Source organism: Tropicimonas sp. IMCC6043 (genome assembly GCF_004146235.1).
Classification (GTDB): domain Bacteria; phylum Pseudomonadota; class Alphaproteobacteria; order Rhodobacterales; family Rhodobacteraceae; genus Tropicimonas.
Genome location: NZ_SELO01000002.1, coordinates 349561 through 362970, shown reverse-complemented (window position 1 = coordinate 362970; position 13410 = coordinate 349561). Strand labels below are relative to the sequence as shown.

At 66.8% G+C, this 13410-nt stretch carries 13 protein-coding genes; 10 read left to right on the top strand and 3 right to left on the bottom strand.

Annotated features, from left to right (window positions below; translation table 11 throughout):
* The first annotated feature begins 87 nt into the window (after window positions 1–87).
* Window positions 88–879, top strand: coding sequence for a hypothetical protein (locus EU800_RS04045; protein ID WP_129628793.1), 792 nt, complete (start codon window positions 88–90; stop codon window positions 877–879).
* Window positions 869–1609 carry a hypothetical protein gene (locus EU800_RS04040; protein WP_129628791.1) on the top strand — a complete coding sequence of 247 codons (741 nt, stop codon included), beginning with the start codon at window positions 869–871 and terminating at the stop codon, window positions 1607–1609. The genes EU800_RS04045 and EU800_RS04040 overlap by 11 nt, the downstream gene beginning before the upstream one ends.
* Here EU800_RS04040 and EU800_RS04035 read toward each other — a convergent pair.
* On the bottom strand, window positions 1584–2105 hold the full coding sequence (locus tag EU800_RS04035) for a hypothetical protein (RefSeq protein ID WP_129628789.1): 522 nt from the start codon (window positions 2103–2105) through the stop codon (window positions 1584–1586). The genes EU800_RS04040 and EU800_RS04035 overlap by 26 nt on opposite strands.
* A gap of 367 nt (window positions 2106–2472) precedes the next feature.
* Between EU800_RS04035 and EU800_RS04030 the strand changes: the two genes are divergently transcribed.
* From EU800_RS04030 to EU800_RS04005, 6 genes are all read left to right on the top strand, one after another.
* Window positions 2473–3690, top strand: coding sequence for an NAD-dependent epimerase/dehydratase family protein (locus tag EU800_RS04030; protein ID WP_129628788.1), 1218 nt, complete (start codon window positions 2473–2475; stop codon window positions 3688–3690).
* A 6-nt stretch (window positions 3691–3696) separates the two neighbouring features.
* Window positions 3697–4539 carry a glycosyltransferase gene (locus tag EU800_RS04025; RefSeq protein ID WP_129628786.1) on the top strand — a complete coding sequence of 281 codons (843 nt, stop codon included), beginning with the start codon at window positions 3697–3699 and terminating at the stop codon, window positions 4537–4539.
* Complete coding sequence (locus EU800_RS04020; RefSeq protein WP_129628784.1) at window positions 4536–5429, top strand: NAD(P)-dependent oxidoreductase; 894 nt, start codon at window positions 4536–4538, stop codon at window positions 5427–5429. The genes EU800_RS04025 and EU800_RS04020 overlap by 4 nt, the downstream gene beginning before the upstream one ends.
* A gap of 116 nt (window positions 5430–5545) precedes the next feature.
* A complete protein-coding gene (gene ychF / locus EU800_RS04015; RefSeq protein WP_129628782.1) occupies window positions 5546–6643 on the top strand; it encodes a redox-regulated ATPase YchF in 1098 nt (365 codons plus the stop codon).
* Window positions 6644–6973: 330 nt separating this feature from the next.
* Window positions 6974–7231, top strand: coding sequence for a hypothetical protein (locus EU800_RS04010; protein WP_129628780.1), 258 nt, complete (start codon window positions 6974–6976; stop codon window positions 7229–7231).
* Between the two features lie 177 nt (window positions 7232–7408).
* Window positions 7409–8356, top strand: coding sequence for a glycosyltransferase family 2 protein (locus EU800_RS04005; protein WP_165354554.1), 948 nt, complete (start codon window positions 7409–7411; stop codon window positions 8354–8356).
* A 143-nt stretch (window positions 8357–8499) separates the two neighbouring features.
* On the opposite strand, the gene EU800_RS04000 is transcribed toward EU800_RS04005, so the two are convergent.
* Window positions 8500–9768 carry a 3-deoxy-D-manno-octulosonic acid transferase gene (locus EU800_RS04000; protein WP_129628776.1) on the bottom strand — a complete coding sequence of 423 codons (1269 nt, stop codon included), beginning with the start codon at window positions 9766–9768 and terminating at the stop codon, window positions 8500–8502.
* Window positions 9769–9840: 72 nt separating this feature from the next.
* On the bottom strand, window positions 9841–10800 hold the full coding sequence (locus tag EU800_RS03995; protein ID WP_129628774.1) for a YihY/virulence factor BrkB family protein: 960 nt from the start codon (window positions 10798–10800) through the stop codon (window positions 9841–9843).
* Between the two features lie 124 nt (window positions 10801–10924).
* Between EU800_RS03995 and EU800_RS03990 the strand changes: the two genes are divergently transcribed.
* Window positions 10925–12034, top strand: coding sequence for an NAD(P)H-dependent glycerol-3-phosphate dehydrogenase (locus EU800_RS03990; RefSeq protein ID WP_129628772.1), 1110 nt, complete (start codon window positions 10925–10927; stop codon window positions 12032–12034).
* 149 nt (window positions 12035–12183) lie between these two features.
* Window positions 12184–13392 (top strand): acetate/propionate family kinase, encoded by a 1209-nt coding sequence (locus tag EU800_RS03985; RefSeq protein WP_129628770.1) that lies wholly within the window; start codon window positions 12184–12186, stop codon window positions 13390–13392.
* Window positions 13393–13410: the final 18 nt, after the last annotated feature.

Sequence of the window (13410 nt, the reverse complement as noted above, 5' to 3'; positions counted from 1 at the left end):
GCGTCGACAAGTTGCCAATGATTTGAACCTCTCCTGAAAGCATGCAATCTGTCGCGAAGATCTGATGGCGCAGCTTCGGAGACTGAAATGATGCTGACTGATGGAGTGCCTGGCCGCCGGCCTCTCCGGTATGGCGTGCGCGCCCTTGCGGTGGGTCTGGCTCTGGCGGCCGATGCCGCTGTTGCGCAGCAATCGGTGAGCTACGAGGACAAGGTCAAGGCCTTCGAGAAGAACGTTACGCTTCTGGGCGTTCCGCCCGCAACCGTGGCGCCCGACGGGCTCGTCTTCGCCTCGGTGGCCTGGACCGACAAGCGAAACGGGACGCTCGACGACCCCGATGGTTCCGCCGCGATCGGCTTCGGGGTCGGTGTGGGCGATGACCTCTTCGATCTTCAGTTCACGGCGAACATCACGTCGCTCAAGGATGACTTCGCCGATTCCGGCTATCTCAGCGTTCGCGCCTCCAAGCGCATCGATTCCGGTTCCATCCCGACCTATCTCGGCCTCGGTATCGGTCGGCTCGGGTCCTGGGGCGACGCCGAAGGGTTCGATACGACCTTTTCCGGCTCGCTCACGGCCTTCCCGGTGATCCGCCTCGCCGGCGCGCCCTATCCGCTGATGCTGACCGTCGGCGCGGGCAACGACGTACGCGAATTCGGTCGCGAGTCTGGCGTCTTCGGCGGCGTCGGTATTGGCCTCACTGAGAGCTTCGGCACCTCGGTCGCGTATAACGGCGACAATGTCGATCTCGGCGCCTCGTTCCGCATTCCCGGGCTCGACAATCTCGGCTTCAACGCCATCCTGAGCGACGCCTTTGACCAGGATGGTCGGCAGCGCGTCATTCTCTCCGTCAACTGGATCGCCGCCAATGTCTTCTGACCTGTCTTCGGGGCCGCGCCTGAGCGCCTGTCGATATCTCCTCGCCCTGTCGGTCCTCATCGGGTCCACCGGCCAGGGATTCGCCGGCGCCGAGTCTCTCCCCGGCATCGAGCCGATCTTCACGCCGCAGTTCACGCCCGGTTCCGGGGTTACCGACGTGCCATTGACCGAGTCGCAGAGCAGGTCGTTCCGGTCCGGCGGATCGGGCGGGGCGGCCGGTTCCGGCATGGACTTGGCTGATTTGATGGGAGGCGGCCGAACGATCGCCCCCGTCATCGACGCAAGCGCCGCCTTCTGCAAGAGTCTGCCTGGCGCCTACCAGGGGGCCTGCATGGCGGATCAACTGGCAACGATCTCGCAATCGCTTCCGGAGGATGAGGGCTTTGACGATATGCGCACAGTCCTGAACGAGGCCTCGCGCAAGATCGACACGGTGGTCATGTCCAACCGGAACCGCGCCGAGCCGCGGATCAACGCGACCTCCGGAACAGACCCGCGCATTGCCTCGAGCCGGCCCTTGGTCGCAGTCCAGGAAGAGGCGGTCGAGTCCGTCAACGCGCAGACCGCGATGATCCTCGAAGAGGCCGGCGACCTGCTGCTGCGCTCGACTTCGCGGTCGCGAGAACTCTCCGACCAGTATCTGGCGGTTTCGCAGGCGCTCGATTCCAGCGCGTTGCTGTTGCGTTCGCGACCCGGCTCTGCGCTCAGCCCGAGGGTGGTTTCTCCCTAAGCGGCAGCGGGGGGTCGGACAGATCCGGGCCGCGCGGCAGCACGCAGCCGGCCAGTGCCGCGATTTCGTCGGCGAGCGCGGCCACGCCGCGGTCGACCGCGCGGTCGATGCCCTGGCGCGCGGCGGTTCGCAGCGCTTCCCCGGTCTCCCCGGCCCGCGCGATCGCTTCATCGAGGGCCGCCATGCGCGCGTCGAAATCGGCGAGCCGGGCTTCCAGCGCGGCGGCCATCTCGGGCGGCAGCTCAAGCGGCGACTGCCGCAGGGCCGCAAGCTCGGCCCGAAGAGCGGAAAGCTCCTCTCCCACCGTCTGCAGGTCTCCGTGCAGGCGCTCCACCGCGACAACGCTCTGCGTGATGCGCTCGGTGGTCGCGTCCACCGTGGACACGATGCGCAGTCCGAGGAACAGGCAGAGCGCGGCGAGAAGCAACGTGGCGTTGATCAGCGCCAGCGCCAGGTCGCGCAGGAGTCGCCACAGGCGGCTGGAGGTCTGGGGCATGCGAACCGCATCCTTTCCTGGAACACCGGCCCAGCCTAAGACATTTCGATCCATCGTTGAATCTGCAATCGCGCTGTCCTTCTCCCAGCGAGGCACGATTGCCGGCCCCGGTTGCCCCGATGAAGATCGAAAACCAATCCGTGTGGCTTCGCATGAGCTTCTGCGCTTTCGCGAGACGCAGGATTTGTTTCGATTTCCTTTCAGGTCTGTGCGGATGGGCAGAAAGAGAGAAAGCTTACGCGGAAAGCGTGCGCAGAAGTGAGTGATTTTGTCGTATTTCTTTCATTCGACAAGACATCGGCGCAGGGGTATGCGATCAGGCCAATCGACAGACACGAAAGGCCGGACGGCCGGGAAGGAGACGGGCATGCGGATAGCGGTTCTTGGAGGCGACGGGTTTTGCGGCTGGCCGACCTCGCTGCATCTCTCCAGCCTCGGCCACGAGGTGCATATCGTCGACAACCTCTCTCGCCGCTGGATCGACACCGAGCTTGGCGTTCAGTCGCTGACGCCGATGGATTCGATCCAGGAGCGCTGCCGGATCTGGAAACAGGTCTCCGGCAACGAGATCCGCTTCCACCTGCTCGACATCGCCAAGGAATACCAGCGCCTCAAGCAATGGCTGGCCGAGATGAAGCCCGACGCTCTCATCCATTTCGCCGAACAGCGCGCCGCGCCCTATTCGATGAAATCGGACCGCCACAAGGTCTACACCGTCGACAACAACGTCTCCGCCACCCACAACCTGTTGACCGCGCTGGTGGAAACCGAGATCGACGCGCACCTGGTGCATCTCGGCACGATGGGCGTCTACGGCTATTCCACGATCGGCGCGCCGATCCCGGAGGGCTATCTCGACGTCTCGGTGGAGACGGACAATGGCGCGAAGGGGATGGAGATCCTCTATCCGACGCGTCCCGGCTCGGTCTATCACATGACCAAGTCGCTCGATCAGATTCTGTTCCAGTTCTACGCCCAGAATGACGGGCTCCGGATCACCGACCTGCACCAGGGAATCGTCTGGGGCACCAATACCGATCAGACGTCTCGCCACGAGCAGCTCATCAACCGCTTCGACTACGATGGCGATTATGGTACCGTGCTCAACCGTTTCCTGATCCAGGCGGCGATCAAGTATCCGCTGACCGTCCACGGCACCGGCGGCCAGACCCGCGCCTTCATCCACATCCAGGACACCGTGCGCTGCATCGAGCTGGCGCTCGGCGACGCACCGGAGCAGGGCGACCGGGTCAAGATCTTCAACCAGATGACCGAGACCCACCGCGTCCGTGACCTCGCCGAGCTGGTGGCGAAGATGACCGGGGCCGAGATTGCCTTCCTGCCGAACCCGCGCAAGGAGGCCGCCGAGAACGAGCTGATCGTCAAGAACGATCACTTCCTCGACCTCGGCCTCGACCCGATCAAGCTCGAAACGGGCCTGCTCGACGAGATCGTGCACATCGCCGAGAAATACGCTCACCGGGTGGACCGCAAGCATGTCCCCTGCGTCTCGGCCTGGACTCGGGACATCGCCAAGCGCGTGGTTCACGATCCCGAGGCGGTGCATCTCAAGTCCGTCGGGTAGCGGCCCGTGCCGGAGGGGATCGCGGCCGCGGCCCCGGCGAAGAGCCGGCAGGCCTATGTCACGCTGGTGACCAACGCGGATTACCTGATCGGCGCGCGAGCACTGTTGCGCGCGATCCGCCGCACCGGGACCGATGCCGACATGGTGGTACTGATGACCGGGGCTGTGCCAACCGAAGAGGCCGCGCCGCTCGTCGCCCTCGGCGCGCGCCTCGTGCGCGTCGAGCTCCTGCCGACCTCCGACGCTTTCAACCTCGCCCATGCCCGCGACCGCATCCACGGCGAGGCGCCCTTTACCAAGGGCGAGAAGCCGGCCTTCCACACGCCGCTCGACAATTTTGCCAAGCTGCGCCTCTGGCAGCTCGTCGAATATGACTCGGTGGTCTTCGTCGACGCCGACACGCTGATGCTGAAGAATTGCGACCGGCTCTTCCACTACCCGGAATTCTCGGCGGCCCCCAATGTCTACGAGAGCCTCGCCGATTTCCACCGGATGAATTCCGGCGTCTTTACCGCGCGGCCGAGCCTTGCGACCTTCGAGCGGATGATCGCCGAGCTCGACCAGCCCGGCGCCTTCTGGCGGCGCACCGACCAGACCTTCCTGCAGCATTTCTTCCCCGACTGGCACGGGCTGCCGGTCTTCGACAACATGCTGCAATATGTCTGGTTCAACATGCCGGAGCTCTGGGACTGGGGCTCGATCCACATCCTGCATTACCAGTACGAAAAACCCTGGCAGGACCCGCATCCCAAGGCCGCGAAACTGGCGCCGCTGATCGCGCTCTGGGAGGCCTATGCGGGCGACGGGCCGGTGCCGGTCATCGCGTCCCTGCCCGGGCCGCTTGCATGAGGCTGGCGATCACCGGAGCGACCGGGCTCGTGGGGCATTTCGTGGTAGAGGAGGCGCTGGCGGCCGGTGATGCCGTCCTCACCCTCGCTCGTACCCCGCCGGCGCCGGGCCGCTTCTCCGCGCCGGTCGAACGCGCCCGTTTTGACCTCACCGAGGACCCGCCGCCGCTCGCCGGCTGCGATGCGCTGATCCATCTCGGCTTCTCGCACCTGCCCGGCCGCTACCGCGGCGGCGAGGGCGACGACCCCGAGGGTTTCCGTCGTGCCAATCTCGACGGCACGCTCCGGCTCTTCGAGGCGGCGCGTCGGGACGGGGTGGAGCGCATCCTCTTTCTCTCATCGCGCGCGGTCTATGGCGACTATCCTCCGGGAACCCGCCTGACCGAGCAGCTTCCGCCGCGGCCCGACACGCTCTACGGCGCGGTCAAGCTGCAGGCGGAACAGGCGCTGGCAAAGATGCATGCGCCGGGCCTCGCCACCGCGAGCCTGCGGGCGACCGGTGTCTACGGACCGCCCGGCCCGGGCCAGCGCCACAAATGGGCCGACCTCTTCGAGGAGTTCCGGGACGGCAGGAACATCGCGCCGCGAGTGGCCAGCGAGGTTCACGGCGCCGACCTTGCCGTCGCCATCCGGCTACTGCTGACGGCACCGCCGGACCTGCTCGGAGGACGCAGCTTCAATGTGTCCGACATGCTCCTCGATCGCCGCGATCTGCTGGCCGAACTCGCCGCGCTGACCGGGATCACTACGCCGCTGCCGGACCGGGGAAATGCGGCGTGTGTCTCGCGCATGACCTGCACGCGGCTGCGTAGCCTCGGCTGGCAACCCGGCGGGATCGACCGCCTGCGCGCCAGCCTGCCGGCAATGTTGCCGCCGATGCCGCCGCCTTGACGTGCCTGGACCGGGCGCCCCGTCGCCCGCCGGTCCACCATCGCGGCCCGAGCCCGCTTGCACGCGCGCGCCGCTCGGGCTAGGTGGCGGCCCAACCACCCCGCAGGGAGACCGACATGGGTTTCAAGACCGGCATCGTGGGCCTGCCGAATGTCGGCAAGTCCACGCTCTTCAACGCTCTGACCAGGACCGCCGCCGCGCAGGCGGCGAACTTCCCGTTCTGCACCATCGAGCCCAATGTCGGCGAGGTGGCGGTACCCGACCCGCGGCTCGAGAAGCTCGCCGAAATCGCCGGCTCGAAGCAGATCATCCCGAGCCGAATGACCTTCGTCGACATCGCCGGCCTGGTGAAGGGCGCCTCGAAGGGCGAAGGGCTCGGCAACCAGTTCCTCGCCAATATCCGCGAATGCGACGCCATCGCCCATGTGCTGCGCTGTTTCGAGGATGGTGACGTGACCCATGTTGACGGCCGCGTGGACCCGGTTGCGGATGCCGAGACCATCGAGACCGAGCTGATGCTGGCCGACATGGAGAGCATCGAGAAGCGGCTCACCGGGCTCGTCCGCAAGGTCAAGGGCGGCGACAAGGACGCGCTTCAACAGGAGCGGCTGCTGAAGGCGGCGCTGGCGGCGCTGGAGGCGGGCCGGCCGGCCCGCACCGTCACGGTCGATGCGGAGGACCGGAAGGCCTGGGACATGCTCCAGCTCTTGACCACCAAGAAGATCCTCTATGTCTGCAACGTTGCCGAGCCGGAGGCCGCGACCGGCAATGCCCATTCGGCTGCGGTCGAGGCGATGGCGGTTGAACAGGGCGCAGCAGCGGTCGTCATCTCGGCCAAGATCGAGGAAGAGATTGCCCAGCTCGACAGGGACGAGGCGGAGATGTTCCTCGCCGAGCTGGGGCTCGAGGAGGCCGGGCTCGACCGGCTTATTCGCGTCGGCCATGAACTCCTGGGGCTCCAGACCTATTTTACGGTCGGTCCAAAGGAAGCCCGCGCCTGGACCATTCATACGGGCGATACCGCGCCGAAGGCGGCCGGCGTCATCCACGGCGATTTCGAGCGCGGCTTCATCCGCGCCGAAACCATCGCCTATTCCGATTTCGTCGCCTGTGGCGGCGAGACCGGCGCAAAGGAGGCGGGCAAGATGCGGGTCGAAGGCAAAAGCTACGTCGTCAAGGACGGCGACGTCATGCATTTCCTGTTCAACGCCTGAGCCGGGTCGCCTCCGGCTTCCGCCCGTCGGCTTTCGCCGGGCCGACCGCGGCGCGGTAGGGCGCATTTGAGCGTCTTCCGTCCGCAATGGCTGGCGGGAGCCCGGCCCCAACAGTCGTAAATTGGTAAACAGACTGTTAATGCCAAATCGGTGGAAAACGGGCGGGAATGTGACAGAATTGAGGCGGGTGTAGTCCTCGACGTTTTGGTTGAGGAGGGCCGCTGGGCGGCCTTGGGTATTTGAATGAACAGGTATTGCGACAGGATCTTTCGTGTCGGCGTAATTGATTTTCTCTGCGGAGCCGCGGCGGCGATCAACACAGACAGCACAATGAGCGCGTTCCTGCAGGAACCGATCCGGAAGCGCGTGTTCTATTTCGCCTTCCCGGAAAAGGCGCTGGCTTCCGTCTCGCTGGTCGGGTCGACCGTCACACGCTTGCTGCCTTGGCGCGCGGGCGAAGCCGTCACCCGTTTGGCGACGACGTATCGGGAGCGCGTCCGGTGCGACGTGGGTGTTGACCGCAACCGTTCCGTCGGTCGGGACAGCGGGACCATTATTCGCACCGCTTGGGACGACCGCAGCCACTGATCCGGAGCCGACCGGAAGCGAGAAAGACGAGGAGGAACAGACGCCATGCGACATGCCGCTTCGCCAAACACAGGCGCGGACATCTTTCGCGGTCTCGGTGTCGGCCGGCCCGCGCCATACGCATACGAACCATTCGGCGACGCTGACCCCGCGACGAAAGGTCAGAGGAGTCACTCCTTGGACCAGACGACAGGTCAGGCGAAAAACCGCCCGAACCCGACCCGGGTGCAGGGACAGCAACCGCGCCGGCGGCTGGTGCTCGGCATGGCGACCGTGGGACGGCGCGAGATTCTGACCGAGTCCGTTCGCCGCATCGCTTGGCAGACGCGGTTGCCGGATCTGCTGCTTCTGGCGATTTCGAAGGAGAGCGACATCGATCGAGTGGCGCTCGCCGACCTGCCTTTCCCGATCACCGTGCTCATCGGTTCGCGGGATCTCTCGGCGCAGCGCAACAGGATGCTGAGACATCTCCAGCCCGCTGACATTTTGCTTTGTCTCGACGACGATTTCCTGATGGCGCCGGACTACCTGGCCAACACGCTGGCCCTTTTCGAGCGTCATCCGGAGGTTGTGGTGGCAACCGGTACGGTGATCGGCGACGGCAGTGTCGTGCGAGGATGCGAGCGCGCGCAGGCCGTAGCGCTGCTTGGCGACGCAGGGGCCCTCGATCTCCCGGATCGTCTGCGCGATGTCCGCAGCGGCCATGGTTGCAACATGGCGATCCGCGCCCGGCCGGTGCTGAAATACGGGCTCGCCTTCGACGAGGCACTGCCGCTCCGGTCCTGGTTGGAGGATGTCGATTTCTCCAGGCAGCTTGCCCCCTTCGGCCGGCTGGTGCAGTCCGACCACCTCTGTGGCGTGCATCTCGGCATCAGGACCGGCCGCATGCCCGGGCTGAAGTTTGGCTACTCGGAGATCGCCAACCCGATCCACTTGATGCGGAAAGGCACGCTTTCTGCGCGCCGGGCGCTGCAACTCGTCGCGCGCAACCTTGCCGCGAACCTGGTCTCTTCGGTCCGATCGCGCAAGCGGGCAGACAGCCGGGCGCGGCTCCGCGGCAACATGCTGGCACTTGGCGACATCCTGCGCGGCCGGATAGATCCGGGATGGGCACGCTCGGTCTGACCACGCCGCCGCGCGCCCCCCGAAGTGCCCGTCGTCGTCACAAGGGCAGGGCTCAAGCATACTTCGGGCATAACGCAGTGGAACTCGTCATGGGCCGTGTGTTTCCAGCCGATGACGTTCGACATCGACTGAGCCGGAAGTTATTAGCGGCGTTCCGCAGAATCGAAGAGCGCCTCGAGCCCGTCGAGCAGTGGCGCGAGCGCGGCGGTGTCGTCGAGCGCCAGCGCCTCTCGCGCAGCCTGCGCCATGACGGCGCGGCGCGGTGCGTCGAGCCCAGTAATGGCGGCGCCAAGGCTGTCGGCATCCTCGGCCTGCACTGCGCCGCCGGCTTCGGCCAGCGCGGCAAAAGGCTCCGCGAAGTTCGAAAGATACGGCCCGTGCAGGATGGCGCAATCGAACTGCGCTGGCTCGAACGGCGTGTGCCCGCCCTTGTCGACCAGCGAGCCGCCAACGAAGCAGAACCCCGCCAGTGCATACCACAGCGGCATCTCGCCAAGCGTGTCGGCGAGATAGACCTCCGTGTCGGGCCCCGGCATCTCGCCGGCCGAGCGAGTTGCGAAGATGAGGCCCGATGCCTCCAGCAGGGCGGCCACCTCGGCGCCACGCTTGTTGTGGCGCGGAGCGAGGATCATCTTCAGGCCCGGCCGCGTGGCGCGGGCGGCGGTGAAGGCGGAAATCACCTGCGCTTCCTCGCCTGCATGGGTCGAGGCGGCGAGCAGGGTCTCCTCGCGGTCGAAAATGGCGCGGAAGGGCGCCAGAGCATCAGGTTCGGGAGGGGGCAGCAGCACCGCCGACTTGAGCGTGCGCCGGGGCTGCAACGCGGTGCGGGGGAGGCCGAGCGCGAGGAACCGCTCCTCGGACGCCTCGTCCTGCGCGGACAGAAACCGGGTCGCCTGCATCATCGCATGCGCCGGGCCGCCGAGCCGCCGCCAGATGCGGAAGCTGCGCTCCGATATCCGTGCCGAGACCATGGCGACCGGCAGGCCGCGGCGGGCCGGCAGCACGAAGCGGTTCGGCCAGAGGTCACCCTCGATCAGCACCAGGCCCATCGGACGCTGACACGCGAGGAAACGGGAGAGGCAGACGCGATAGTCGAGCGGCGCGAGATAGGCACTGAGGCGCGGCAGGGACCAGCCGCGGACCATGTCGCGCCCCGTCAGGCTGTTTGCGGTGACAGTGATCTGCACGTCGGGTCGGTGCGCCAGCAGAGCCTCGATCAGGCCGCGCGCCGAGGTCAGCTCGCCGTTGGAGGCGCCGTGGAGCCAGAGGCGCGGCCCGTCGGGGGCGCGCGCGATCCGGCCGAGCCGTTCCCGCAGGTCGCTCCATCGCTCCCGGCCGCGGACAAGGCGCAGGGCCAGCCAGATCGCAACGACCGGCGCCAGGAGCGTAAGGAGAAGGCGATAGGCAAACAATGGCTGGGTCCCGGTCGCTGTCTGGCGGCTTCGATAGGCGCAAGGGCGCGTGGCTGCAAGCGGTGCGCGGCGTCAGGCTTCGGGCCTCGGCGTTGAGGCCTTCGCCGCCGGCCTGGGTTCCTCGGCAGCGTACGGGTCGGGAGATTGCGGCGGCAGGATGTCCGCTGGCGAGGGTTCGGCGCTGCTCGGGGCGGGGGCGCCGGGGTCCTCGAGCCGCTCGAGCTCGGCATTGACCAGCCCGCCGAGCAGTACCACGAAGGCGCTGAGATAAAACCACATCAGCATCGCGATCACTGCGCCGAGCGAGCCGTAGATTTCGTTGTAGCGACCGAAATTCTCCAGGTAGATCGAGAAACCGATCGACACCGCTGCCCAGAGACAGACGGCGAGGATCGAGCCGGGCGAGAGGAGCGGGCTGCGGTGGCCGGGTCGGTAGGGGCCGATCCGGTAGAAGAGGCCGATCCCGAGCAACACAACGCCGATCCCGATCAGCCAGCGCAGGAGCCAGAACGCGAGGCCGGAATAGCGGCCAAGCGGCAGGAGCGACAGCAGGACCGGCGCGACGAGGACGGCCACCATCGCGATCAGCGCCACCGCGATCAGCACCATCGTTAGCAGGAGCGAGACCGCCGCCCTGCGCAGTCCTCCGCGCGGCGGCGCGCGGTAGACAGCGCCAAGCCCGCCGACAAGCGCCGCGGTCCCGGCCCGTGTGGCCCAGAGCGCCGCGCCGATGGATAGGAACGAAGCCCAGCCGAGCACCTCTTTGGGCCCGTTCGCGATGGCGTTCACGCGGCTGGAGAGGATCTGGTAGGCCTGCTCGGGCACGACTGCCTCGTAGCTTGCGAGCTGCTCGGCGACGATGTCGGGATTGGCGAAGAAGCCCCAGAGAGTGACCAGCGATGTGATTGCCGGAAAGATCGCCAGCAATCCGTAGAAGGCGATGCCGGCGGCGATCAGCCCGATATGGCGGTTTCCGATCCCCTCGCCGAGCGCGGAGAGAAAGGACCAGTAGATCCGGATCTTTGACAGCATACGCAAATTCCAACCGATTCCCCTTACGAGACTACCAGCTTGCCGCGGCGGGTGCAGGCGGTGCTTGCGCCCGCCCCGCCAGCGAGTAGATTCGCGCCTCGAGTTCGACCACAGGAGTGCCGAGATGTCCCGAACCGCGGCCAAGCCCGGCCCCGCCCGTCGCGCGTCGGCGGAACCCTATGGTTCGGTCGCGGTGATTGGCGCGGGAGCCTGGGGCACGGCGCTGGCGGCGGTGGCGCGCAAGGCGGGCCGCGCCGCCCGGCTCTGGGGACGCAACGAGGTCGACATCGCCACGATCCGCAACACAGGGTGCAACATGCGCTACCTGCCGCATGTCCGGCTGCCCGACGGGATCCTCGCCACCACGGACATGGCGGAGGCGCTGGACGGTGCCGCGGCGGTGCTCGTGGTCACGCCCTCTGAGACGCTGCGCGGGATCTGCCGGCAGATCGCGCCGCATGTTCCAGCGGGTGCGCCGGTTGTCCTCTGCGCAAAGGGGATCGAGACGCATTCGGGCAAGCTCCTGAGCGAGGTGGCCGGCGAGGAATTGCCCGGCCACCAGATCGGCGCGCTCTCCGGGCCGACCTTCGCCCGCGAAGTGGCGCTCGACCATCCCACCGCCATCACCCTCGCCTTCCCGTTCGCCCAGGCGCATCGCCGCGAACCGGAAGCCGCGCCGGCGTCACGCATGGCGCTTACCCTCGGCACCGCGAATTTCCGGCCCTATGTAAGCGACGACCTCGTGGGCGTTGAGGTGGCCGGTGCGGTCAAGAACGTGGTCGCAATCGCCTGCGGCATGATGACCGGAGCGGGCTATGCCGAGAACACCCGCGCGGCGCTGATCACCTGGGGGATAGACGAGATGAAAGCGCTGGCCGAGGCGCTCGGCGGGCGGCGAGAGACCATCGCCGGGCTTGCCGGTATCGGCGATCTCACGCTCACCTGCTCCTCGACCACGTCGCGCAACATGAGTTTCGGCGTCCAGCTCGGCCGCGGAGTCGAGCGCGAGAACGTCTTCAACGGCACCAGCGTGGTGGTGGAGGGCGAGATCAATGCGATCTCGGTCATCGATCTCGCGGACCGGATTGGTATCGAAATGCCGGTCTGCCGTGCGGTCCACGACATTCTGCATTCCGGGGCGGGGCTCCGCGAGCGGTTCGCCGCGCTCTGGTCGCGGCCACTCACCGGCGAGAGCCGGAGCCTGAACCTCGCGCTGGCGCATCCCGCGGGGTAATAGGGAAGCCGCACCGGACGCGCGCCCGTCCGACGCCTTCGCGGGCTCCGGTTGCACCGCTCGCCGCAGCGCAGTAGGTCGATGCCGTGGCGGCGCCCTCGGGCGCCCGCGATGCCGGGCCCGTCCAGACGATCCAAAGGAGTGGTGAGATGTCCGCGATCCTGACGCTGAATGCCGGGTCCAGTTCGATCAAGTTTTCCGTTTACCTCAACAGCGACCAGGTCAGCAGCGGCGATCCCGTAGGCGTTGCGGTGGGACAGATCGACGGGCTTGGCCCCGACGCCACGTTGATCCTGAAGCACGATGGCCGGACCTCCGAGACTCAGCTCGGACAGGCCGACCACACGTCCGGGCTCCGGGCAATCCTCGAGGCGATCCGCCCGGTCATCGGGACACAGACGGTCGTCGGCGTCGGCCACCGGATCGTACATGGCGGAGTCGCGCAGGAGGAGCCGGTTCGACTCGACGCGGCGCTGCTGGAGGAGCTCGCAAAGCTCGAGCCGCTAGCCCCGCTGCACCAGCCGCACAACCTCGCCGGGATCCGCGCGGCGATGGAGGCGTTTCCGGATGCGATTCAGGTCGGCTGTTTCGACACCGCTTTCCACCGCGCGCATCCCTTCGTCAACGACACCTACGCGCTGCCGCGGCAGTATTTCGAGGAAGGCGTACGCCGCTACGGATTCCACGGCCTCTCCTATGACTATGTCTCGGGCCATGTCGCGAACACCTATGCCGACCTGGCGGACGCCCGCATGGTGATCGCCCATCTCGGCAACGGCGCCTCGATGTGCTGCGTCCGGGGCCGACGATCGATCGCCTCCTCAATGGGGTTCTCGGCGGTCGACGGCCTGCCGATGGGCACCCGCACAGGCCAGCTCGATCCCTCCGTGATCCTCTACCTGATGGACCAGCACGGGATGTCGACGAAGGACATCTCGGACCTGATCTACAAGAAATCCGGCCTGCTCGGGATGTCGGGCATCTCCAACGATATGCGCACGCTGCTCGAGGGCGATGCGGCCGATACCGAGAGTGCCAGGGAAGCGGTGGCCTACTTCGTCGCGAGGGTGAAGCACGAGATCGGCGCGCTGGCGGCCCTGGGCGGCGGGATTGACGCGCTGGTCTTCACCGGCGGCATCGGCGAGAACGCCTGGCAAATTCGCGAGCAGGTTTGCGAGGATCTCGGCTTTCTCGGCATCTCCCTGGACATCGAAGCCAACCGGCGCCGCGGCACCGAGGACATTGGCACCGGGCCGGTCAAGGTTCTGGTGATCCGCACCGACGAGGAACGGGTGATCGCGCGCGCGGTCTCTGCGGAACTCCGCGGCGGTGCGCAATCCGACCGCGCCGCCGAATAGCGGTTGAGGTCCGGCGCG